The sequence below is a fragment of the Streptomyces sp. NPDC049597 genome, from assembly GCF_040675505.1.
GTDB lineage: Bacteria > Actinomycetota > Actinomycetes > Streptomycetales > Streptomycetaceae > Streptomyces.
This window is the reverse complement of the sequence record NZ_JBFAOY010000001.1, coordinates 64,924-87,100: the sequence shown is the minus strand read 5'-3', so window position 1 is coordinate 87,100 and position 22,177 is coordinate 64,924. Positions and strand designations below refer to the sequence as shown.

Sequence of the window (22,177 nt, the reverse complement as noted above, 5' to 3'; positions counted from 1 at the left end):
CCGAGACTCTCGGGAAGGCGCTACGTGAGTCCCAACGGCTCCGACCTCCCCCGCAGCCAAGGCGCGGGTGGTACCCCCACGTCGCGGCGCCCGATGCGGCGGAAGCTGCCGCAGGTGCTGACTGCGGGCCTGATCCTGGCTACCGCCTCCGGTTGTTCCTACAACTGGGAGGACTTCCCCCGGCTGGGCATGCCCACCCCGGTGACGGAGGAGGCCCCGCGGATCCTCTCCCTCTGGCAGGGCTCGTGGGCGGCAGCGCTCGCCACGGGTGTGCTGGTGTGGGGTCTGATCCTGTGGAGCATGTTCTTCCACCGGCGCAGCCGCACCAAGGTGGAGGTCCCTCCGCAGACCCGGTACAACATGCCCATCGAGGCGCTGTACACCGTGGTCCCGATCATCATCGTTTCGGTGCTCTTCTACTTCACCGCGCGTGACGAGTCGAAGCTGCTCGCCCTCTCGGAAAAGCCCGCCCACACCATCAACGTGGTCGGCTACCAGTGGAGCTGGGGCTTCAACTACATCGAGAACGTCGACGGCGACGCCAAGACCGGAGTCGAGGTCCCCAAGGAACTCGACGCCGTTCCGGACAAGTACCAGGAGAGCTTCCCCGAGGGTGCCGAGGGCGTCTACGACGCCGGCATCCCCGGCACCCGGAACCCGCAGACGGGCAACCCGGGCCCGACGCTGTGGCTCCCCGAGGGAGAGAAGGTCCGGTTCGTCCTGACCTCTCGCGACGTCATCCACTCCTTCTGGGTGGTCCCCTTCCTGTTCAAGCAGGACGTCATCCCCGGCCACACCAACGTCTTCGAGGTCACCCCGAACCGGGAGGGCACCTTCCTGGGCAAGTGCGCCGAGCTCTGCGGCGTGGACCACTCCCGGATGCTCTTCAACGTCAAGGTCGTCTCCCCGGAGCGCTACCAGCAGCACCTGAAGGAGCTTGCCGAGAAGGGGCAGACCGGCTTCATCCCGTCGGGCATTGAGCAGACGGACCCGGCCAGGAATGCGGAGAAGAACCAACTGTGAGCATCCTCAACGAACCCCAGGGTGCCGCCGCGGCAGATGAAGACTCGTACGAGAACGAGCTGCCGGTCCGGCGCAAGCAGCCCGGCAACGTCGTCGTGAAGTGGCTGACGACCACCGACCACAAGACGATCGGCACGCTGTACCTCGTCACCTCGTTCGTCTTCTTCTGCATCGGTGGCCTGATGGCGCTCTTCATGCGCGCCGAACTGGCCCGTCCCGGCACGCAGATCATGTCGAACGAGCAGTTCAACCAGGCGTTCACGATGCACGGCACGATCATGCTGCTGATGTTCGCGACGCCGCTGTTCGCCGGATTCGCGAACTGGATCATGCCGCTGCAGATCGGCGCGCCCGACGTGGCGTTCCCGCGGCTGAACATGTTCGCGTACTGGCTGTACCTCTTCGGCTCGCTGATCGCGGTGGCCGGCTTCCTCACCCCCCAGGGTGCGGCCGACTTCGGCTGGTTCGCCTACTCCCCGCTGTCGGACGCCGTCCGCTCGCCGGGTGTCGGCGCCGACATGTGGATCATGGGTCTGGCCTTCTCCGGTTTCGGCACGATCCTCGGCTCGGTCAACTTCATCACCACGATCATCTGCATGCGCGCCCCCGGCATGACGATGTTCCGGATGCCGATCTTCACCTGGAACGTGCTGCTGACCGGTGTGCTGGTCCTGCTCGCCTTCCCGGTCCTCGCGGCCGCGCTGTTCGCCCTGGAGGCGGACCGCAAGTTCGGATCGCACATCTTCGACGCCTCCAACGGCGGCGCCCTGCTGTGGCAGCACCTCTTCTGGTTCTTCGGCCACCCCGAGGTGTACATCATCGCCCTGCCGTTCTTCGGCATCGTCTCGGAGATCATCCCGGTCTTCTCCCGCAAGCCGATGTTCGGTTACATCGGTCTGGTGGGCGCGACCATCGCGATCGCCGGTCTGTCCGTGACGGTGTGGGCGCACCACATGTACGTCACCGGCGGCGTGCTGTTGCCGTTCTTCTCCTTCATGACATTCCTCATCGCGGTCCCGACCGGTGTGAAGTTCTTCAACTGGATCGGCACGATGTGGAAGGGCTCGCTGTCCTTCGAGACACCGATGCTCTGGACCATCGGCTTCCTGGTCACCTTCACCTTCGGTGGTCTGACCGGCGTCATCCTGGCCTCGCCGCCGATGGACTTCCACGTCTCCGACTCGTACTTCGTCGTCGCGCACTTCCACTACGTCGTCTTCGGCACCGTGGTCTTCGCGATGTTCGCCGGATTCCACTTCTGGTGGCCGAAGTTCACGGGCAAGATGCTCGACGAGCGGCTCGGCAAGATCACGTTCTGGACGCTGTTCATCGGCTTCCACGGCACGTTCCTCGTCCAGCACTGGCTCGGTGCCGAGGGCATGCCGCGTCGTTACGCGGACTACCTCGCCGCCGACGGCTTCACCGCGCTGAACACGATCTCCACGATCAGCTCGTTCCTGCTGGGCCTGTCGATCCTGCCCTTCATGTACAACGTCTGGAAGACGGCGAAGTACGGCAAGCAGATCGAGGTCGACGACCCCTGGGGATACGGCCGCTCGCTGGAGTGGGCCACGTCCTGCCCGCCGCCGCGGCACAACTTCCTCACGCTGCCGCGCATCCGCAGCGAATCCCCCGCGTTCGACCTGCACCACCCTGAGATCGCGGCTCTCGACCAGCTCGAGCACGGTGGCGTCCCGGCCGGCGTGACGAAGGAGGCGAGCAAGTGAAGATCCAGGGCAAGATGTTCCTCTGGCTGAGCGTCTTCATCCTGGCCATGGCCGTGCTGTACGGCGTGTGGTCGAAGGAGCCGGCCGGAACCACCGCGCTCTTCCTGGCCTTCGGCCTGAGCGTCATGATCGGCTACTACCTGGCCTTCACGGCCCGGCGGGTGGACGCCATGGCCCAGGACAACAAGGAAGCCGATGTGGCGGACGAGGCCGGCGAGGTGGGCTTCTTCTCCCCGCACAGCTGGCAGCCGCTCTCGCTGGCGATCGGCGGTGCGCTCGCCTTCCTCGGCGTCGCCATCGGCTGGTGGCTCCTGTACTTCTCCCTGCCGCTGATCCTGATCGGCATCTTCGGCTGGGTGTTCGAGTACTACCGCGGCGAGAACCAGAACCAGTAGCGCCGCGTCAAGCGCGACACGTCGGGCCCGGATCCCCTTCACTCCAAAGGAGGCGGATCCGGGCCCCTCGTTTGGAGTCATCCAGCGCGCCGCCGGTGACAAGCGTTCATAGCGTGTGCTCATGAACCACACGCCGCACTTCCGCACCGTTCTCAGCTGCACTCTGGTGGTCGTGACCCTCGGAGTGGTCGCGACCGCGTGCGGTGAGCCCGACGGCCACCCCCTCGCCGCCCAGCCCTACGACGCGGCGCGGCAGGTCAGCTTCAACGCCGATGCCGGGGACCACAAGGTGGACCCCGACAAGCCCCTCGAGGTCACCACCAAGAGCAGCGCCGGCCGCATCACCGACGTCACCGTCACCGACGACGCCGGGCGCTACCTCGCCGGCGAACTCTCCGCCGACGGCCTGCGCTGGCGCTCCACCGCACCGCTCGCCGCCGGCGCCCGCTACACGATGCGGGTGGCCACGGAGGACGAGGACGGCGCGCCCGGCCGGCGCGTGCTCACCTTCGAGACGAAGCCCGCCAAACGCTTCCTGACCGCCGAGTTCGGCCCGAAGACGGGCACGTACGGCGTGGGCCAGCCGGTCACCGCCAAGCTCAGCACGGCCGTCAAGGGCAACCAGGCGAGGCGGGTCGTCGAACGCGCCCTGAAGGTCAGCTCCAAGCCGGCCGTGGAGGGCTCCTGGTACTGGGTGGACGACAAGACGCTCCACTACCGCCCGAAGGAGTACTGGCCCACAGGGACGGTCGTCAACGCGACCAGCAACCTCGCGGGGGTGAAGGTCGAGAACAAGCTCTACGGCGGCCGCTCGGCGCCGGTGAGGCTCACCATCGGCGACCGCATCGAGGCCATAACCGACGCCGCATCGCACTCCATGGTGGTCAAGCGCAACGGAGAAGTGATCAACACCATTCCGGTGACCACCGGGAAGCCCGGCTTCGCCACGCGCAACGGCATCAAGGTCGTGCTCGGCAAGGAGTCGTTCGTCCGGATGCGCAGCACCACCATCGGCATCGCCGAGGGCAGCTCGGAGTCGTACGACCTGCCCGTCTACTGGGCGACCCGCGTCACGTGGAGCGGCGAATACGTCCACGCGGCGCCCTGGTCGGTCGGATCACAGGGCTTCGCCAACGTCAGCCACGGCTGCACCGGGATGTCCACGGCCAATGCCGCCTGGTTCTTCAACACGGTCCGGGAGGGCGACATCGTCGAGGTCGTCAACAGCTACGGCGACATAATGGACACGTTCGGGAACGGTTTCGGCGACTGGAACCTGTCCTGGGACAAGTGGCGCGCGGGCAGCGCCCTGACCGGCGGCACGCCCCAGGAGACCGGCAGCGCCGCCGTCGCCGCCCGCCTCAGGCCCGCCGTCTGAGGCCCGGTTCCCCCTGGCTGTGCCGCAGGGAGCCCCACGGGGCACCTGAGACGGCGTCGACGGCCCGGGGCTCAGGCGGCGTGGTGGGAGAGCCGGCGGCGCAGCAGCGACGCCAGCGCCTCGGCGAACTCCACCGGCTCCACCGGGAGGGTCACCGCCGCCTCCGCGCGGCTCCAGGTCGCCAGCCAGGCGTCCTGCGGGCGGCCGATGAGCAGCAGCACGGGCGGGCAGTCGAAGATCTCGTCCTTGATCTGCCGGCACACGCCCATGCCGCCCGCGGGAACGGTCTCGCCGTCCAGCACGCACACGTCGATGCCGCCCTCGTCGAGCGCCTTGAGCACGGCGGGCAGGGTCGCGCACTCCACGAACCGCACCGGCGGGACGTCGGCGGCCGGCCTGCGACCCGTTGCCAGCCTGACCTGCTCGCGCGTATTGGCATCGTCGCTGTAGACCAGGACCGTGGCGCTCGACTGCATGGTTCCTCCGCCTCGTACGAACAGAGCTTGTGGCGCGGATGCTACTCCTCCCGACTGGCTGTCAACACCGGTTCGGACATGGCTTCGATGGGCCGTTCGGGCTGGGCACGTGCTGCTGACACACCGAACGGCACCCCCCGGAGTGAGGGCGGGATAAGCGACCGACATAATGTCGGCGTGGCGACAGCAACGACAGTAGAAACCGGGCACGCGCACCCGTCGGTCAATCGGCCGAACCTCACCAGCGTCGGAACCATCATCTGGCTGAGTTCCGAGCTGATGTTCTTCGCGGCCCTCTTCGCGATGTACTTCACCCTGCGATCGGTGACGGGTGCCGAGTTCTGGGCAGAGAAAGCCGATGCGCTGAACTTCCCGTTCTCGGCGACGAACACCACGATCCTGGTGCTCTCCTCCCTCACGTGCCAGCTCGGCGTCTTCGCCGCCGAGCGCGGCGACGTGAAGAAGCTGCGCACCTGGTTCGTGATCACCTTCGTGATGGGTGCGATCTTCATCGGCGGTCAGGTCTTCGAGTACACCGAGCTGGTCAAGCACGAGGGGCTCTCCCTCTCGTCCGACCCGTACGGCTCCGTGTTCTACCTGACCACCGGCTTCCACGGCCTCCACGTGACGGGCGGTCTCATCGCCTTCCTGCTGGTTCTCGGCAGGACGTACGCGGCCAGGAGATTCACCCACGAGCAGGCAACCGCCGCCATCGTCGTGTCCTACTACTGGCACTTCGTCGATGTCGTCTGGATCGGCCTCTTCGCCACGATCTACATGATCAAGTAATCGGCGCGGGCGGCACGCTCCGAGCGGAAGCCGCCTGAAGCAGACATAGTCCAGAAGCATCGACGCAGAAGATCCTGACACCGGGGTAATCCGTGAAAAAGCTCTCCGCACGACGACGCCATCCGCTGGCGGCGGTCGTCGTCCTACTCCTCGCGCTGGCGGCCACTGGGGGGCTGTACGCCGCGTTCGCACCCGCGGACAAGGCGCAGGCCGATGTAACCGCCCAGTCCCTCGCCATCAAGGAGGGCCAGAAGCTCTACACCGTCGGCTGCGCCAGCTGCCACGGAACCGGCGGTCAGGGCACCTCCGACGGCCCCTCCCTGGTCGGCGTGGGCTCCGCCGCTGTCGACTTCCAGGTCGGCACCGGACGCATGCCCGCCCAGCAGCCCGGCGCGCAGGTGCCGGAGAAGAAGGTCATCTACACCCAGAAGGAGATCGACCAGCTCGCTGCGTACGTCGCCTCCCTGGGGGCCGGCCCGATCACGCCGACCGAGAAGGACTACAGCCCTGAGGGCGCGAACATCGCCGAGGGTGGCGAGCTGTTCCGCACCAACTGCGCGCAGTGCCACAACTTCACCGGTGAGGGCGGTGCCCTGACCAACGGCAAGTACGCCCCGAGCCTCGAAGGCGTCAGCGCGAAGCATCTCTACGAGGCCATGCAGACCGGCCCGCAGAACATGCCGTCCTTCCCCGACACCACGATGCCCCAGCAGCAGAAGCGGGACATCATCGCGTACGTCAACTCCGTGAACGGTGACGAGACCCCGACCCCCGGCGGCTTCGCCCTCGGTGGCCTCGGCCCCGTGAGCGAGGGTCTGTTCGGATGGATCTTCGGTCTGGGTTCGCTGATCGCTGTTGCCGTCTGGGTTGCGGCCCACACCGCTAAGGCCAAGAAGTCATGAGTAGCCAAGAGAATTCAGAAGAGAACCTGCCGACAGAGCAGGGCACCGCGCACGACGCGGCTCACGGTGGCGGCACGGCCGTCGCGCAGCGTGACGAGGACCCGTTCGCCGACCCGGGACTGCCGGCCCACAAGCCGCGCGTCCAGGACATCGACGAGCGTGCGGCCAAGCGCTCCGAGCGCACCGTCGCCTTGCTGTTCACGCTGTCGATGCTCGCCACGATCGGCTTCATCGCCTCGTTCGTGATCTTCGACGTCAAGAAGATCGTCTACATCTGGCCGCTCGGTCACATCAGCGCGCTGAACTTCTCGCTGGGACTGACGCTGGGTCTCGCACTCTTCTGCATCGGCGCCGGTGCCGTCCACTGGGCGCGCACCCTGATGTCCGACGTCGAGGTCGCCGACGACCGGCACGCCATCGAGGCCGCGCCCGAGGTCAAGGCCAAGGTCCTGTCGGACTTCGCCGACGGTGCGCGTGAGTCCGCTATCGGCCGCCGCAAGCTGATCCGCAACACCATGTTCGGCGCGCTGGCCATGGTGCCGCTCTCCGGTGTGGTGCTGCTGCGCGAGCTCGGCCCGCTGCCGGAGGACAAGCTCCGCCACACGCTGTGGGCCAAGGGCAAGACGCTCATCAACATGAACACGAACGAGCCGCTGCGTCCCGAGGACGTCGCGGTCGGGTCGCTGACCTTCGCCATGCCCGAGGGCCTGGAGGAGAGCGACCACGAGTTCAACACCGAGATCGCCAAGGCCGCCCTGATGATCGTCCGCATCCAGCCGGAGGACATCAAGGACAAGCGCCAGCTCGAGTGGTCGCACGACGGCATCGTGGCCTACTCGAAGATCTGCACCCACGTCGGCTGCCCGATCAGCCTGTACGAGCAGCAGACGCACCACGTCCTCTGCCCGTGCCACCAGTCCACCTTCGACCTCTCCGACGGCGCCCGCGTCATCTTCGGTCCGGCCGGTCACCCGCTTCCGCAGCTGCGGATCGGTGTGAACGCCGAGGGCAACCTCGAGGCGCTCGGCGACTTCGATGAGCCTGTCGGTCCTGCCTTCTGGGAGCGCGGATGAGTACACAGACGGATACGCGGAAGAAGGCGCCCGCCGGCGAGCGGGTGGCCGACTGGGCGGACGGCCGGCTCGGGATCTACTCCCTGGCCAAGGCCAACATGCGGAAGATCTTCCCGGACCACTGGTCCTTCATGCTGGGTGAGATCGCGCTCTACAGCTTCATCATCATCATCCTCACGGGTGTGTACCTGACGCTGTTCTTCCACCCGAGCATGAACGAGATCGAGTACCACGGCTCGTACGTGCCGATGCAGGGCATCCGCATGACCGAGGCGTACGCCTCGACCCTGGACATCAGCTTCGACGTCCGCGGTGGTCTGCTCATCCGGCAGATCCACCACTGGGCCGCGCTGATCTTCCTCGCCGCCATGTTCGTGCACATGATGCGCGTGTTCTTCACCGGCGCGTTCCGCAAGCCGCGTGAGATCAACTGGCTGTTCGGCTTCCTGCTGTTCGTCCTCGGCATGTTCACCGGCTTCACCGGTTACTCGCTCCCGGACGACCTGCTCTCCGGCACCGGTGTCCGCTTCACGCAGGGCGCGATCCTGTCGATGCCGATCGTCGGCACCTACATCTCGATGTTCCTGTTCGGCGGCGAGTTCCCCGGCCACGACATGGTGGCCCGGTTCTACTCGATCCACATCCTGCTGCTGCCGGGCATCATGCTCGGCCTCGTGGTGGCGCACCTGATCCTGGTCTTCTACCACAAGCACACGCAGTTCGCGGGCCCCGGCCGCACGAACAAGAACGTCGTCGGCATGCCCCTGCTGCCGGTGTACATGGCCAAGGCCGGAGGCTTCTTCTTCCTGGTCTTCGGTGTCATCGCGATCATCGCCGGCCTGTTCACCATCAACCCGGTGTGGGCCCTCGGCCCGTACCGCCCGGACCAGGTGTCCACCGGCGCCCAGCCCGACTGGTACATGGGCTTCGCCGAGGGTCTGATCCGTGTGATGCCGGGCTGGGAGATCAACCTGTGGGGTCACACGCTCGTCCTGGGCGTCTTCATCCCGCTGGTCCTCTTCGGTGTGGTCCTCGCGGCGCTGGCCGTCTACCCGTTCATCGAGTCCTGGATCACCGGCGACAAGCGCGAGCACCACATCCTGGACCGCCCGCGCAACGCGCCGACCCGTACCGCCCTGGGCGTCGCCTGGGTCACCGGCTACGTGATCATGCTGCTCGGCGGTGGAAACGACATCTTCGCCACGCACTTCCACCTGTCGATCAACTCGATCACCTGGTTCGTGCGGATCACCTACTTCGTCGGACCGGTTCTCGCCTTCGTCATCACGAAGCGGATCTGCCTGGGTCTGCAGCGGCGTGACAAGGAGAAGGTGCTGCACGGGCGCGAGTCCGGCATCATCAAGCGCCTGCCGCACGGTGAGTTCGTCGAGATCCACGAGCCGCTGTCGCAGGCCGACCGGTACAAGCTGACCGCGCACGAGCAGTACAAGCCCGCCGAGATCGGCCCGACGGTCGACGAGCACGGGGTGCGCCGCAAGGTCGGCCGTATGGAGAAGCTGCGCGTCAAGCTCAGCAAGGGCTACTACGGCGGCGACAACCAGGTCGCCAAGCCCACGGTCGACGAGTACAAGGAGATCACCAGCGGCCACGGCCACCACTGATCACCTTCCCCCAGGGCTTCGCCCTGGGGGACCCCGGAAGATCGCCACAGCGAGGGCCCCGTCCATCGAATGGACGGGGCCCTTCGCCGTGCCGCGAGGCTGGATAGGGTGGGAGCCATCCTTATCGGCTTGTGGACCCAGGAGTGGACCATGAACGTTGTGACCCCGGTTGGCGGCGACAGCGTGGCGGCCCTCTCCTGGCCGAGCGTGCTGAACGCCCTCCTCGACAACCGTGACCAGAGCGCGGACGCCACCGCGTGGGCCATGGACCGGATCCTCAGCGGCGAGGCCACCGACGCGCAGATCGCCGGTTTCGCGGTGGCCCTGCGCGCCAAGGGCGAGACGGTCGAGGAGATCTCGGGCCTCGTACGGACCATGTACGAGCACGCCAACCTCATCGAGGTCCCCGGCCCCAGCGTCGACATCGTCGGCACCGGCGGCGACGGCGCGAAGACGGTCAACATCTCCACCATGTCCGCGATCGTCGTCGCGGGTACGGGCGCGAAGGTGGTCAAGCACGGCAACCGGGCCGCCTCGTCGGCGAGCGGGGCCTCCGACGTCCTGGAGAAGCTCGGCGTCAACCTCGAGCTGACTCCGCAGCGCGTGGCCGAGGTCGCCGAGGAGGCCGGGATCACCTTCTGCTTCGCGGTGAAGTTCCACCCGGCCCTGCGTCATGTCGCCATGGCCCGCAAGGAACTCGGCATCCGCACCGTCTTCAACTTCCTCGGCCCGCTCACCAACCCCGCCAAGGTCAGGGCACAGGCCACCGGCGTCGCCGACGCCCGGATGGCGCCCATCGTCGCCGGCGTCCTCGCCGAGCGCGGTTCCTCCGCGCTGGTCTTCCGCGGCGACGACGGGCTGGACGAGCTGACGACCACCGCCACGTCACGGGTGTGGGTGGTGCGCGACGGCACGGTCCGCGAGGAGGCGTTCGACCCCCGGGACGTCGGTATCGACCTGGTGCCCGTGGAGGCCCTGCGCGGCGCCGACGCCTCGTACAACGCCGACGTGGCGCGCCGGCTGCTCAGCGGCGAGACCGGCCCCGTGCGGGACGCGGTCCTGCTCAACTCCGCGGCCGCGCTGGCGGCGCTGGAGCCGTCCGACGGCACGCTGAACGAACAGCTGGCGGCCGGCATCGCGCGGGCGGCGCAGTCGATCGACTCGGGCGCGGCGCGGGCGGCGCTGGAGCGCTGGGTGACGGCGAGCAACGCGTGACGTCCGGCGGCACGACGCACCGCGGGTGAGTCCGACGAGGGCGCGGTCCACTATGCGGACCGCGCCCTTGCGCCGTGAGAGACGTATGGCAGGATGCTCTCCAAGGTCATGAGTGACAGCGACTACGGCCCCGGCCCGCTGTCCGGCAACCCTCCGTCCGTGGCGGGGTGCCCCGGGTGAAGACCAGGCCGCAGGCAGCGAGGTCTGTGGCAAGCGCGGACCCCTTCCAGCTCTGGGGTCCTGGTCCTCGAGGAGCTGTCTCGTGAGCAAGCGAATGCGATAGGGCGTTTCCGCCCCTTCTTCACCACACCTCCGTGCGGGATGTCCGTGCGTCGAGGTCTTTCCCCGTACGCCGTCGCACAGCCGTGCTGTCGCGCCGTCACGGGGCCTGTCGAAGCCAACTCGCCTTTTCCTGCCGGGAGATACCGTCATGTCCGCACGCCCTGTCGCCGCCACCGCCGCCCCCGCCGCCGACTCCGACCCCTGCTGCGTGGCGCCGCTGCCCGTCCTCGGCCGGGACGTCACCGTCCCGCTCGTGACGGGCGGCGAGGTGACGTACGCCGCCCTCGACTACGCGGCGAGCGCCCCGGCGCTGCAGCGCGTGTGGGACGACGTCGCCGCGTACGCCCCCTACTACGGCAGCGTGCACCGGGGCGCCGGCTACCTCTCGCAGCTGTCCACCGACCTGTTCGAGGCCAGCCGGGCCACCGTCCACTCCTTCCTCGACTGCCGGGACGGCGACCAGGTCGTCTTCACGCGCTCCACCACGGATTCGCTGAACCTGCTCGCCGCCGCGCTCCCCGCCGGCTGCCAGGTCTTCGTCTTCGAGACCGAGCACCACGCGTCGCTGCTGCCGTGGGGGGCCACCGACGCCGCAGGGCGCAGCGGGAGTGATGCCCGCGTGACGTACCTGAACGCGCCGCGCACCCCGCAGGAGGCGGTGCGGACGCTGGAGCACGCGCTCGCCGAGCGCGACCCCCACGGTCCGGCGCTGGTGTGCGTGACCGGCGCGTCGAACGTGACCGGTGAGCTGTGGCCCGTGAGGGAACTCGCCGCCGCCGCCCATGCGCACGGTGCGCGCATCGTGCTGGACGCCGCGCAGCTCGCGCCCCATCACCCGGTGTCGGTACGGGAGTTGGACGTCGACTGGGTCGCCTTCTCGGGGCACAAGCTGTACGCGCCGTTCGGTTCGGGCGTGCTCGCCGGCCGCGCGGACTGGCTCCAGGACGCGGAGCCGTACCTGGCGGGCGGCGGCGCGTCGCGGAAGGTGGGGCGGCGCACGGACGGCGGCGTGGACGTCGAGTGGCACACGACGGCCGCGCGCCACGAGGCCGGTTCGCCGAACGTGATCGGCGTCTACTCGATCGCGTCCGCCTGCAAGGCGCTCACCGAGGCCGGGTTCGAGACGCTGGTCGAGCGCGAGCAGCACCTGATCGCGAAGGTGCGCGAGGGTCTGGCCCAGGTGCCGGAGGTACGTGTCCTGTCGCTCTTCGGCGACGAAGCGCCGCGCGTCGGCGTCATCTCCTTCGTGGTGGACGGCTGGAACAGCTCGCACTTCGCCGCGGCGCTGTCGGCGGAGTACGGGATCGGCGTCAGGGACGGCCTCTTCTGCGCCCACCCGCTGGTGCGCACGCTGGTCGGCAGCGACCCGCAGGAGGTCGGCGAGTGCGGTGCGCCGGAGGCGGAGCCGGGGGTCGCCCCGGCCGAAGACGGGGGCCGGTCCCTGAACGCGATCCGTGTGAGCTTCGGCGCGGGCACGCCGGACGAGCACGTGGAGCGCTTCGTGGGGGCGGTGCGGGAGCTGGTGCGCGAGGGCGCGAAGTGGACGTACCACACGGAGGACGGCCGCTGCGTCCCCGCGGTCTGAGCCCTGAGGCGTCGTGTCCCCGGGGCCCTGGGCCCCGTCGCGGGGCGGTGCGGCCGGCGGTCACCGGTCCGCCGCCCACTCCAGGCCCCTGCCCGCAGGGGCCCGAGGTCGTGGTCACGAACCGGGCCGGGGCCCGGGAAGCCGGAGACGCCGCGCTCACGGGCCCGGCCCGGGAAGCCTCCTGGCCGAGCCCCGGGCACGCCTCACGGGCCCGGCCGCGCACGAACGCGCACCCCGGTCAGCCGCCGCCGAAGGCTACGCGTCGAGGCCGATCGCGAACGCCGCCTCCAGGTCGTGCTGCGAGTACGTGCGGAACGCCACGTGCGTGTCCGTCGCCTCGACGCCCGGGATCTTGCTGATGCGGCCCGGGATCACGTCCGCCAGGTCGTCGTGCTTCGCCACGCGCACCATGGCGATCAGGTCGTACGTGCCGGTCACGGAGAAGACCTCGCTGACGCTGTCCAGCGCCGCGATCGACTCGGCGATCTCGGGGATGCGGTCCACACTGGTCTTGATGAGCACGATCGCGGTGATCACGGCTGGCTTTCTCCCTCGGTGGCCGCTGCAGATGTCCTCACTCTAGTCCCACCCCGGAACCGGCCCCAGGCGTAGAGGAAGCCCGCCGAGAACCCCGCCAGGTGCGCCAGGTACGCGACGCCCGGGCCGCTGCTCGCCTTCTGGGCCGCCAGCCACTGGAGGACGAACCAGAAGATCAGCACCGCCCAGGCCGGGAAACGCAGCGGCAGGAAGAAGAGGAACGGGTACAGGCTCGTCACCCGCGCCTTCGGGAACAGGAACAGGAACGCCCCGAGCACCGCGGAGATCGCCCCGGACGCACCCACCAGCGTCTGCGTGGACTCCGCGTTGGCCACCGCGTACGCGAGCAGTGCCACATAGCCGGCACCCAGGTAGAAGAGGGCGAACTCCCCACGCCCCATGCGTTCTTCGGCCATCGTGCCGAACACGTAGAGGAAGAGCATGTTCCCCAGCAGGTGCAGCCAGCTGCCGTGGATGAACAGGGCGGTGAAGGGCGTCAGGAGCGCCTGGGGTGATCCGGTCAGGAGGTCCGCCGGGATCACGCCCCAGCGTTCGAAGTACGCCTCCTGGGCCGCGAGCAGGGCGTCGCCCAGCCCGTGGGAGGGGTCGAGGCCGGAGACCGGGCTGACGACGAAGATCGCACAGCACAGCGCGATCAGGCCGTAGACGACGGCCGGCCCCTTCGCCGCCTCCCGGATCCTGTGCCGCGCCCTGCCCCACCTACTGATCATGGACAGAGCATGGCGTAGCGGGACCGAACGGTACAGAGTGCCTCGCCGTGACCACGGGTACCCGACCCGAGCTCCGGTCCGCGTGAGCAGCGGGCGCCCCCATGCCCGTAGGGTTGCAGGCAGTACATCCGCAGTTCGACGGCGCACCGCGGCACAGGACCCGGACAACGGAAGAGGACGGCACGATGACGACGGTTCCCTGGCCTACCGCCGAGACCAGGTGGCGCTGCACACTGTGCGGCAACCTCACACGCTTCGACGTCACACGCTCGTCCAAGGTCGTCGAGTACGTCCATCTGGACCTTGCCGGCGAGCCGACCGTGGAGGAGCGCGAGGTGGTCAGTGAGACCATCGAGTCGGTCCGCTGCCGCTGGTGCAACGCGGTGGACCAGATCGAGCTGGTGGACAGGCCGGGCACCGCTTCCTGAGGGAGCGCGGCCCGCAAAGGTGGCAGGGGTGACGGATCGTGGAGCAGCCCGCGAGTGGCGCGGAGCCGGCCGGTGCGGCCGGTGACGCCGCCGAGGCGCTCGACCGACCGCTGCCCGAAGGGGTGCGGCGCCGCGTGGTCGCGCTGGTCTCGGACGCGTTCGGCGGCCTGACCGTCGCGGAGCTGCCGTCCCAGCTGCGGCAGTACGCCCGGTTCACCCCCTCCCGCCGGGCCAAGTTCGCCGGCAACGCCATGGCCGCCGCGCTGGAGAGCGACACGCTCTTCCGTCAGCGGATCGGCGAGCGGCTGGGCAAGGCGCAGCCCGAGCTCGCCCGGGCCCTGGAGGCCGGGGCACCGCCCGCCGCCGCCGATCCGGTCGACGTGGCCGCCGCCGCGTACGTGCTGCGCCCCGCCGGATGGGTGAAACTCGTCGCCGCGGCCGGCGAGGAGGTCCAGCGCGCGGACGCCGAGCGTGCCGACGAGGCCGGCCGGCGCGAGCTGGAGCGGCTGCGCGAGGAACTGGCGGAGGCACGCGGCCAGATCAGGGCCGAGACCGAGCGGCTGCGCGCCGAGCTGGACAGCGCCCGCAAGGAGAACGACTCCCTGGGGCGCAAGCTGCGCAGCGCGCAGGCCGATGTGAAGCGCGGCGAGGCAGCCCTGCGCCGTACGGTCGCCGAGATCGACTCGATCAGGGCGCAGGCCGCGGCCCAGGTGTCGGCGGCCGAGAGCGAGAGCCGCCGGCTCAAGGCCCGCCTCGCCGAGGCGGAGGCGGCGGTGGAGGCCGGGCGGCGGGCCGCCCGCGAGGGGCGTTCCATCGAGGACATGCGGCTGCGGCTGCTGCTCGACACCATGCTGGACGCGGCCCAGGGGCTGCGCCGCGAGCTGGCGCTGCCGCCGGCCGGGGTCCATCCCGCCGACACGGTCGACGCCGTCGAGCCGGGGCGTATGTCGCCCAAGGACATCGCGGCACGCGCCCTCTCGGAGACCGACCCCGCGCTGCTGGACCAACTGCTGGCGCTGCCCCAGGCGCACATCGTCGTCGACGGCTACAACGTCACCAAGACCGGCTATCCGACGATGCCGCTGGAGAAGCAGCGGCTGCGGCTGCTCGGCGGGCTCTCGGTGCTCGCCGCCCAGACCGGCGCCGAGGTCACCTGTGTGTTCGACGGCGCCGAACTGGCCGCGCCGGTGCTGCTGGCGCCGCCGCGCGGGGTGCGGGTGCTGTTCTCGAAGCCGGGGGTCACCGCAGACGAGCTGATCCGTCAGCTGGTGCGCGCGGAGCCGCCGGGCCGGCCGGTGGTGGTCGTGTCGACCGACCGCGAGGTCGCCGACGGCGTGGCCAAGGCCGGGGCCCGCCCGGTCCCGTCCGCCTTGTTGCTGAAGCGGCTTTCGCGGCTGTCGTAACTGCCGTCGTAAATGCCCGAATTGATACCGGTGTTGCCGGGACGGTGTGTCAAGTGACCATTACTACGCGTGTGATGTGAGTAAAGAATGCGCGCGGCGGCCGAGATTTTTCCGATGAGGATTTGAACTGATCACAAGAAGGTCACTAGGGTCGGGCCTCGAACCTTCGCGCGGTTGATCGTCCACCCGGGGCGACAGCGAAGGAACCGCCGAGTTCGTACAGTTCGCCCCTTTTCCCCCAGGGATCCGATGTGCGGACGCCGGGGATTAAACCCCCCACAGCCCGGTAGGCGGCTGAGGAAGAAGGAGCTCGCCCCCGTGGCGTCCCACCGTCGTCCCAAGCAGCCGAGCCGCACCCGTGTGACCGTGCTCACCGCGACCGCCGCTGCCGCTGTCGCGCTGACCGCCCAGACCGCCCAGGCCGACCCGAAGCCCAGCAAGAGCGAGGTCAAGGCCAAGGTCGACAAGCTCTACGAAGAGGCGGAGCACGCCACCGAGCAGTACAACGGGGCCAAGGAGAAGCAGGACAAGCTCGACGACCAGATCGACGCGCTGCAGGACAAGGTGGCGCGCGGTCAGGAGGAGCTCAACACGCTGCGGGACAGCCTCGGTTCGGTCGCGAGCGCCCAGTACCGCTCCGGTGGCATCGACCCCTCGGTCCAGCTCTTCCTCTCCGGCGACCCGGACACCTACCTCGAGAAGGCATCCGCGCTGGACCAGCTCGGCGCCAAGCAGACCGAGGCGATCCAGGAGATCCAGGCCAAGCAGCGCACGCTCGCGCAGCAGCGCCAGGAGGCCCAGGGCAAGCTGAAGGACCTGGCCGAGACCCGCGAGGAACTCGGCGCCAAGAAGAAGGAAGTCCAGAGCAAGCTCGCCGCCGCGCAGAAGCTGCTCAACACCCTCACCGCCGCCGAGCGCGCCGCGCTCGCCGCCGACGAGAGCCGCGCCAACCGCGCCAGTGCGCGCGCCGACCTCGGCAACGCCGTCCCGGCGTCGCAGCGTGCCGCCGCCGCGTTCTCGGCCGCCCAGTCCAAGATCGGCTCGCCGTACGTCTACGGCGCCTCCGGCCCGAGCTCCTTCGACTGCTCCGGCCTCACCTCCTGGGCGTACGCCCAGGCCGGTGTCTCCATACCGCGCACCTCGCAGGCCCAGGCCAGCGCCGGTACCCGCATCTCCTCGCAGAGCCAGCTCCAGCAGGGCGACCTGGTCTTCTTCTACGGCGACCTGCACCACGTCGGCTTCTACGCCGGCAACGGACAGGTGCTGCACGCCCCCAAGCCGGGCGCCAGCGTGCGGTACGAGTCCATCAACAACATGCCGTACATGTTCGGGGTGCGTGTCTGAGCCCGCGCTCCACCATGACGAATCGTTCGACGGGCCTTCACACCCGACCGAACGGGGGAATTCCGTCATGACCCGCTGACGCTCCGCCCCGCCGGTGACCTGTGGTCTCCGGCGGGGCGTCACTTTGTGTGCCCACAGCGGACGTTGGCCGCCCGGTGGCCGCACGGCTACTCTCTGCCGCGCAAGATTGCCAGTCCTTCGAGCTCTGCGAAGTGTGCGGAAGGGAGCGCGGCACGTGGTGTCCCACCGCCGACCCTCACAGACCGGTCTCACCGCGAGTGCCCGGATCACCGTCCTGTCCGCCGCGGCGGCCACGGCGGCCGCGGCCCTCACAGCGGCGCCCGCGGGCGCCGAACCCCAGGAATCCCCCCAGGCCACCCGGGCCGAGGTCGACCAGCTCTACCAGGAGGCCGAGCAGGCCACCGAGCGCTTCAACAAGGCGGGTGAGACCGTCGAGCACCTGCGCGAACGCGTGGCGCGCGCCCGGGACGGCGTCGCCCGCGGCCAGGAGCGCATCAACCGCATGCGCGAGGAACTCGGCTCGGTGGCAGGTGCCCAGTACCGCTCCGGCGGCCTCGACCCGACGCTGGAGCTGCTGCTGTCCGCCGACCCGGACACCTATCTCGAACGCGCCGCCCTCCTGAACCGTGCCGGAGAACGCCAGTCGGCCGCCCTGGAGGACCTGCGCGGCGAGCAGCGCGACCTGGAGCAGCAACGGGCCGAGGCCGCCCGGGACCTCGCCGAACTGGAACGCAGCCGCTCCGCCGTGGCCCGCCACAAGCGTGTCGTCGAGCGCAAGCTGGCCGAGGCGCGCAGGCTGCTGAACGCCCTGCCGGACGACGAGCGCGCCGACTTCGACCGCGCCTCGCGCGGGGGCCGCGACGGCGCCCTGCCGGAGCTGACGGGCCTCGCACCCGCCTCGGCGCATGCGGCCCTCGCCGCCGTCGCCGCCCGCAGCGCGGTCGGCCGGCCCTATGTGTGGGGCGCCGACGGCCCTTCGGGATTCGACTGTTCGGGCCTTGTGCAGTGGTCGTACGCGCAGGCCGGGGTCGGCCTGCCGCGCACCTCGCAGGCGCAGGCGAACGCGGGGCGCCGCATCCCGCTGTCCGAGGCACGGCCCGGCGACATCGTCACCTACCGGGGCGACGCCAGCCACGTCGGGATGTACGTGGGAAACGGCCAGGTCGTCCATGCCCCCTACCCGGGCGCGACGGTGCGCTACGACCCGGTCGGCATGATGCCGGTGCACGCGGTCACCCGGGTCTGAGGCCGCACTCCCCGTACCGTTCCGCCGTGATTTCCGTACGATCGGCAGGGTGGCAGGTCAGGGGCGCGCACAGCGCACACCGGCAGGGCGCACGGCGGGCCTCGGGCTCGCCGTGCTCATGCTCGCGTCCGCCTGCACCACCACCCGATCGGTGGACCCCACCGTGGACGCGATCCAGCGGACCCTGGACGACAGGGGCGAAGCCGTCGTCGAGCGGGACCGCACCGGCTATCTGGCGACGCTGGACCCCGGCGCGACGGCCCTGCGCGAGCGGCAGGGCAGGGAGTTCGCCAACATGGCCGACATCCCCTTCCGCTCCTGGGAGTACCGCATCAAGGGCGTACGCCACCAGGGCGGCCGTGCCGTCGCCGACACCGAGCTGCGCTACCGCGTCGACGGCTACGACAGCGCCTCCGCCACGGCCGACCGCATCCTGGAGCTGACCGAGCGCGACGGCCGCTGGTACGTGGTCGCGGACGAGCCGGGGACGGGCGCCGCCCAGCAGCTGTGGCAGCAGGGGGAGGTGCGCGTCGTGCGGGGCAGCCACAGCCTGGTCCTCGGCGTCGGCCAGGACGGCAAGCGGCTGCGGGAGCTCGCGGCGGCCGCGGACCGGGCCGTGCCCGCCGTCATGAACGCCTGGCCGTCGAAGTGGTCCGGCCGGGTGGTCGTCCTCGTCCCGTCGTCCGTCGAGGCCATGGGCCGGCTGCTGGGCGCCCCGGCCGCCGGATACCGGGGCATCGCCGCGGTCACCACCGGCGAGACGGGCCGGGAGGACGGCTCGGCCGCCGACCGGGTGATCGTCAACCCGGAGGCGTACGGCCTGCTGGGGGACTTCGGGCGGCGCATCGTCCTCACCCACGAGACCACCCATGTCGCGACCCGCGCCGACACCTCGGCGGCCACCCCCATGTGGCTCTCCGAGGGCTTCGCCGACTGGGTCGCCTATCGGGGGACGGGGCGCACGGCCGAGGAGACCGCGCCCGTGCTGCGCGACGCGGTGCGCGGCGGCGACGTACCCGGGTCCCTGCCCGACGACGAGGGCTTCGCGTTCGGCGGGGAGGCCGACGCCCTGGCACGGGCCTACGAGGGCGGCTGGCTGGCCTGCGACCTGATCGCGGACCGCTGGGGCGAGGACGAGCTCAGGGAGTTCTACCGGAGCGTCGGCGAGGCGGAGCACCGGGAGGGCGCGGTCGAACGGGCCCTGGGCGACGTGCTGGGCGTCACGGCGGACGAGTTCACCGCGAAGTGGCAGGACCATCTGCGCGAGCGCCTCGGCTGACGCCGACGCCCCTCGCCCGCCGGGCCGGGACGGTGGCCCGCCACAGGCGCCGGCAGGCGACGAGCGTCGCGGCCACCAGCAGGCCGTTGCGCAGGACGAGCAGCGCGATGCCCAGGCCGTCACTCGCCCCGACGTGCGCGAACCACACGGGAAACTCCAGCATCGTGACGGCCGCCGCGGCCAGCGTCAGCAGCGCGGGCCGCACCATCCGCGTCTCGGGCCGCACCAGGCACACCGCGGCCAGCCCCACCAGCCAGACCAGGTACTGCGGGCTGATCACCCGGCTCGTGGCGGTGAACAGCAGCACGGCCGCGAACGCGGCGTCGCAGGGCGTCGCCGGACCCCACTGCCCGGCCCGCAGACGCCACACCACCAGCCAGCCGAGGGCGAGGGCGCTCAGCGCCAGCGAGAGCCCGCTGACCAGGGGGACATGGGGGCCGACGAACTCGACCGAGCCGTAGTTCAGCAGCACCTGCCCCTGCCAGCCGAAGTGCCGGGCGACATGGAAGACGAGCGCGCCCAGCGACTCGACCTCGGTGCCCCGGTCGCGCTGGTACGTCAGGAAGTCCAGGGCGCCCGGCAGGGCGGCGGTGAACGCCAGCGCCAGCCCCGCGCCCGTCACCAGCGCCGTGCCCCAGGCGCGCCGTGCCGCCCGCCCGCGCGGCACGCCCACGAGCAGCAGCACGGGCCACACCTTCATCAGCGCGCCGAAGCCGGCGAGTGCCCCCAGGACGCGCGGTCGACCGCGGCCCCCCAGCAGAGCGGCGACGGCGACGGCGGTGACCATCAGGTCGTAGCGGGCGTACCCGGTCGGCCCGAGCAGGGGCACGCCCACCACCCACACCCAGGTGCCGCGCCGCTCGGTCCCGCCCCTCTCGGCGTACCGCAGCATCCCGAGAACCAGCAGGTCGCACACCAGGACGAGGACGAAGAAGGCGGTGGAGTAGCCGAGGCCCGGCACGAGACCGGGCGCGAGGACCGCGAGCGCGGCGGCGGGCGGGTACTGCCAGGAGACGTCCTCCAGCGGGAAGGTCCCGGTACGCAGCACCTCGTGCCAGCCGTGGTAGATCACCGAGACGTCGCTCGTGACGTCGGGCCCGGGCAGCGTGACCACTTTGAAGACGCACAGCAGCAGCGCCGTACGCGTCAGGACCCACACCGCGAGCGGGGCGCCCGAGCCCCGTGCCGCCGCCTTCGGCATCGCGTCCCCTTCGTCGGCAGTGGCTGCCCATCATGCCGCGCGGGGCCGTGCGGGACGCGGAGGAGACCGTTCGGTACTGTCGGCGGCGATGCACAAGACCCTGATCGTGACGAACGACTTCCCGCCGCGGCCCGGCGGCATCCAGGCATTCCTGCACAACATGGCGCTGCGGCTCGACCCCGGGCAGCTCGTCGTCTACGCCTCCACCTGGAAGCGCGGACGGGAGGGCGAAGAGGCGACCGCCGCGTTCGACGCGGAGCAGCCGTTCACCGTCGTACGCGACCGTACGACGATGCTCCTGCCCTCGCCGCGGGTCACCCGGCGGGCCGTCGAACTGCTGAGGGAGCACGGCTGCGAGTCGGTGTGGTTCGGCGCCGCGGCCCCGCTCGGGCTGATGGCACCGGCCCTGCGCAGGGCCGGTGCGCGACGGATCGTGGCCACCACGCACGGACACGAGGCGGGCTGGGCCCAGTTGCCCGCGTCACGGCGGTTGCTGCGCCGGATCGGCGAGGGCACGGACACGATCACCTATCTGGGCGAGTACACCCGCTCGCGGATCGCCCGTGCGCTGACGGCCGAGGCGGCCGGGCGCATGGTCCAACTGCCGCCGGGCGTCGACGAGAAGACCTTCCACCCCGGCTCGGGCGGCGACGAGATCCGCGACCGGCTCGGGCTGAGCGACCGGCCCGTGGTCGTGTGCGTCTCGCGCCTGGTGCCCCGCAAGGGGCAGGACACGCTGATCCTCGCGATGCCCGCGATCCTCGCGAAGGTCCCGGACGCGGTGCTGCTGATCGTGGGCGGCGGCCCGTACGAGAAGGACCTGCGCAGGTTGGCCGCCGAGACGGGGGTCGCCGGCTCGGTGCGCTTCACCGGCGCCGTGCCGTGGTCGGAACTCCCGGCGCACTACGGGGCGGGCGACGTGTTCGCCATGCCGTGCCGTACCCGCAGGGGAGGTCTCGACGTGGAGGGCCTCGGGATCGTCTACCTGGAGGCGTCGGCGACCGGACTGCCGGTGGTGGCCGGGGACTCGGGCGGCGCGCCCGACGCGGTCCTCGACGGCGAGACGGGCTGGGTGGTCCGCGGCGGCTCCCCCGAGGACGCGGCGGAACGGATCGCGACGCTGCTCGGCGACGCGGAGCTGCGCAGGCGGATGGGCGAGCGGGGCCGCGCGTGGGTGGAGGAGCGGTGGCGCTGGGACCTGCTGGCGGAGCGTCTGAGGACGCTGCTCTGAGGTGACGTGGTGGCCGCGGGGGCAGATCCAGCCTCGCCGGCGTTTGAGGCGCGGGGTTTGGGGCGGAGCCTCACTGGGTGGGCCGCACCGGTAGGGAGGGCCGAGTGGGCACGGCCGCGCTGGGCGGATCCAGCCTCGCCGGCGTTTGAGGCGCGGGGTTTGGGGCGGAGCCTCACTGGGTGGGCCGCACCGGTAGGGCCGAGCGGGCACGGCCGCGCTGGGCGGATCCAGCCCCGCCGGCGTTTGAGGCGCGAGGTTTGGGGTGGAGCACCAACAGGAGCGCCGCGCC

Annotated in this window: 20 protein-coding genes and 1 riboswitch; of the genes, 16 read left to right on the top strand and 4 right to left on the bottom strand. The window is 70.3% G+C overall.

Translation table 11 applies throughout. The features are described 5' to 3' along the window. The first annotated feature begins 93 nt into the window (after window positions 1-93). The 4 genes from coxB to AB0K02_RS00380 all read left to right on the top strand — a co-directional run bounded on the left by coxB (window position 94) and on the right by AB0K02_RS00380 (window position 4,523). Complete coding sequence (gene coxB, locus AB0K02_RS00395; protein WP_365990102.1) at window positions 94-1,023, top strand: cytochrome c oxidase subunit II; 930 nt, start codon at window positions 94-96, stop codon at window positions 1,021-1,023. Further along, on the top strand, window positions 1,020-2,750 hold the full coding sequence (ctaD, locus tag AB0K02_RS00390) for a cytochrome c oxidase subunit I (RefSeq protein WP_365990101.1): 1,731 nt from the start codon (window positions 1,020-1,022) through the stop codon (window positions 2,748-2,750). The genes coxB and ctaD overlap by 4 nt, the downstream gene beginning before the upstream one ends. Continuing rightward, complete coding sequence (locus tag AB0K02_RS00385; RefSeq protein ID WP_365990100.1) at window positions 2,747-3,145, top strand: cytochrome c oxidase subunit 4; 399 nt, start codon at window positions 2,747-2,749, stop codon at window positions 3,143-3,145. The genes ctaD and AB0K02_RS00385 overlap by 4 nt, the downstream gene beginning before the upstream one ends. A gap of 121 nt (window positions 3,146-3,266) precedes the next feature. Then, a complete protein-coding gene (locus AB0K02_RS00380; protein ID WP_365990099.1) occupies window positions 3,267-4,523 on the top strand; it encodes an Ig-like domain-containing protein in 1,257 nt (418 codons plus the stop codon). Between the two features lie 71 nt (window positions 4,524-4,594). Here AB0K02_RS00380 and AB0K02_RS00375 read toward each other — a convergent pair whose 3' ends face one another. Then, window positions 4,595-4,999, bottom strand: a complete 405-nt coding sequence (locus AB0K02_RS00375; protein WP_365990098.1) for a hypothetical protein — start codon at window positions 4,997-4,999, stop codon at window positions 4,595-4,597. 177 nt (window positions 5,000-5,176) lie between these two features. On the opposite strand from AB0K02_RS00375, the gene AB0K02_RS00370 reads away from it, so the two are divergent. From AB0K02_RS00370 to AB0K02_RS00345, 6 genes are all read left to right on the top strand, one after another. Beyond that, window positions 5,177-5,788, top strand: coding sequence for a heme-copper oxidase subunit III (locus AB0K02_RS00370; protein WP_177152828.1), 612 nt, complete (start codon window positions 5,177-5,179; stop codon window positions 5,786-5,788). A gap of 92 nt (window positions 5,789-5,880) precedes the next feature. After that, a complete protein-coding gene (locus AB0K02_RS00365) occupies window positions 5,881-6,690 on the top strand; it encodes a c-type cytochrome (RefSeq protein WP_365990097.1) in 810 nt (269 codons plus the stop codon). After that, complete coding sequence (locus AB0K02_RS00360; RefSeq protein ID WP_365990096.1) at window positions 6,687-7,763, top strand: Rieske 2Fe-2S domain-containing protein; 1,077 nt, start codon at window positions 6,687-6,689, stop codon at window positions 7,761-7,763. Before AB0K02_RS00365 ends, AB0K02_RS00360 begins: the two co-directional genes overlap by 4 nt. Then, on the top strand, window positions 7,760-9,385 hold the full coding sequence (locus tag AB0K02_RS00355) for a cytochrome bc complex cytochrome b subunit (RefSeq protein WP_365990095.1): 1,626 nt from the start codon (window positions 7,760-7,762) through the stop codon (window positions 9,383-9,385). Before AB0K02_RS00360 ends, AB0K02_RS00355 begins: the two co-directional genes overlap by 4 nt. Window positions 9,386-9,535: 150 nt before the next feature. Beyond that, the gene (gene trpD / locus AB0K02_RS00350) at window positions 9,536-10,600 is read left to right on the top strand and encodes an anthranilate phosphoribosyltransferase (RefSeq protein ID WP_365990094.1); all 1,065 of its coding nucleotides are present in this window, start codon (window positions 9,536-9,538) and stop codon (window positions 10,598-10,600) included. Between the two features lie 104 nt (window positions 10,601-10,704). Then, window positions 10,705-10,822: riboswitch (SAM riboswitch) on the top strand. A gap of 208 nt (window positions 10,823-11,030) precedes the next feature. Continuing rightward, on the top strand, window positions 11,031-12,467 hold the full coding sequence (locus AB0K02_RS00345; protein ID WP_365990093.1) for an aminotransferase class V-fold PLP-dependent enzyme: 1,437 nt from the start codon (window positions 11,031-11,033) through the stop codon (window positions 12,465-12,467). 255 nt (window positions 12,468-12,722) lie between these two features. On the opposite strand, the gene AB0K02_RS00340 is transcribed toward AB0K02_RS00345, so the two are convergent. After that, the gene (locus AB0K02_RS00340) at window positions 12,723-13,004 is read right to left on the bottom strand and encodes an Lrp/AsnC ligand binding domain-containing protein (protein WP_031069742.1); all 282 of its coding nucleotides are present in this window, start codon (window positions 13,002-13,004) and stop codon (window positions 12,723-12,725) included. Beyond that, window positions 13,001-13,735: a rhomboid family intramembrane serine protease gene (locus tag AB0K02_RS00335; protein ID WP_365990092.1), complete on the bottom strand. Its 735-nt coding sequence runs from the start codon at window positions 13,733-13,735 to the stop codon at window positions 13,001-13,003. The genes AB0K02_RS00340 and AB0K02_RS00335 overlap by 4 nt, the downstream gene beginning before the upstream one ends. 185 nt (window positions 13,736-13,920) lie before the next feature. On the opposite strand from AB0K02_RS00335, the gene AB0K02_RS00330 reads away from it, so the two are divergent. The 5 genes from AB0K02_RS00330 (at window position 13,921) to AB0K02_RS00310 (ending at window position 19,456) form a co-directional block, all read left to right on the top strand. Then, window positions 13,921-14,163 carry a hypothetical protein gene (locus AB0K02_RS00330; protein ID WP_365990090.1) on the top strand — a complete coding sequence of 81 codons (243 nt, stop codon included), beginning with the start codon at window positions 13,921-13,923 and terminating at the stop codon, window positions 14,161-14,163. 38 nt (window positions 14,164-14,201) lie between these two features. After that, complete coding sequence (locus AB0K02_RS00325; protein ID WP_365990089.1) at window positions 14,202-15,566, top strand: NYN domain-containing protein; 1,365 nt, start codon at window positions 14,202-14,204, stop codon at window positions 15,564-15,566. A gap of 318 nt (window positions 15,567-15,884) precedes the next feature. Further along, entirely contained in the window at window positions 15,885-16,910 is a 1,026-nt protein-coding gene (locus tag AB0K02_RS00320; protein WP_365990088.1) for an NlpC/P60 family protein, read from the top strand. 235 nt (window positions 16,911-17,145) lie between these two features. Further along, complete coding sequence (locus AB0K02_RS00315; RefSeq protein ID WP_365990087.1) at window positions 17,146-18,177, top strand: NlpC/P60 family protein; 1,032 nt, start codon at window positions 17,146-17,148, stop codon at window positions 18,175-18,177. Between the two features lie 49 nt (window positions 18,178-18,226). Continuing rightward, the gene (locus AB0K02_RS00310; RefSeq protein ID WP_365990086.1) at window positions 18,227-19,456 is read left to right on the top strand and encodes a hypothetical protein; all 1,230 of its coding nucleotides are present in this window, start codon (window positions 18,227-18,229) and stop codon (window positions 19,454-19,456) included. Here AB0K02_RS00310 and AB0K02_RS00305 read toward each other — a convergent pair. Next, window positions 19,413-20,657, bottom strand: a complete 1,245-nt coding sequence (locus tag AB0K02_RS00305; protein ID WP_365990085.1) for a glycosyltransferase family 87 protein — start codon at window positions 20,655-20,657, stop codon at window positions 19,413-19,415. The genes AB0K02_RS00310 and AB0K02_RS00305 overlap by 44 nt on opposite strands. Window positions 20,658-20,745: 88 nt before the next feature. Here AB0K02_RS00305 and AB0K02_RS00300 point away from each other — a divergent pair, with 88 nt between their 5' ends. Then, the gene (locus tag AB0K02_RS00300; protein ID WP_365990084.1) at window positions 20,746-21,888 is read left to right on the top strand and encodes a glycosyltransferase family 4 protein; all 1,143 of its coding nucleotides are present in this window, start codon (window positions 20,746-20,748) and stop codon (window positions 21,886-21,888) included. The last annotated feature ends 289 nt before the right edge of the window (window positions 21,889-22,177 follow it).

Excerpts from the sequence above, each read along its gene's own strand:
- AB0K02_RS00305 (WP_365990085.1), bottom strand. The coding sequence starts at position 20,657 with ATGCCGAAGGCGGCGGCACGGGGCTCGGGCGCCCCGCTCGCGGTGTGG.
- coxB (WP_365990102.1), top strand. The coding sequence starts at position 94 with ATGCGGCGGAAGCTGCCGCAGGTGCTGACTGCGGGCCTGATCCTGGCT.
- AB0K02_RS00345 (WP_365990093.1), top strand. The coding sequence starts at position 11,031 with ATGTCCGCACGCCCTGTCGCCGCCACCGCCGCCCCCGCCGCCGACTCC.
- AB0K02_RS00360 (WP_365990096.1), top strand. The coding sequence starts at position 6,687 with ATGAGTAGCCAAGAGAATTCAGAAGAGAACCTGCCGACAGAGCAGGGC.
- AB0K02_RS00300 (WP_365990084.1), top strand. The coding sequence starts at position 20,746 with ATGCACAAGACCCTGATCGTGACGAACGACTTCCCGCCGCGGCCCGGC.
- AB0K02_RS00330 (WP_365990090.1), top strand. The coding sequence starts at position 13,921 with ATGACGACGGTTCCCTGGCCTACCGCCGAGACCAGGTGGCGCTGCACA.
- AB0K02_RS00375 (WP_365990098.1), bottom strand. The coding sequence starts at position 4,999 with ATGCAGTCGAGCGCCACGGTCCTGGTCTACAGCGACGATGCCAATACG.
- trpD (WP_365990094.1), top strand. The coding sequence starts at position 9,536 with ATGAACGTTGTGACCCCGGTTGGCGGCGACAGCGTGGCGGCCCTCTCC.
- AB0K02_RS00380 (WP_365990099.1), top strand. The coding sequence starts at position 3,267 with ATGAACCACACGCCGCACTTCCGCACCGTTCTCAGCTGCACTCTGGTG.
- AB0K02_RS00335 (WP_365990092.1), bottom strand. The coding sequence starts at position 13,735 with ATGATCAGTAGGTGGGGCAGGGCGCGGCACAGGATCCGGGAGGCGGCG.
- AB0K02_RS00355 (WP_365990095.1), top strand. The coding sequence starts at position 7,760 with ATGAGTACACAGACGGATACGCGGAAGAAGGCGCCCGCCGGCGAGCGG.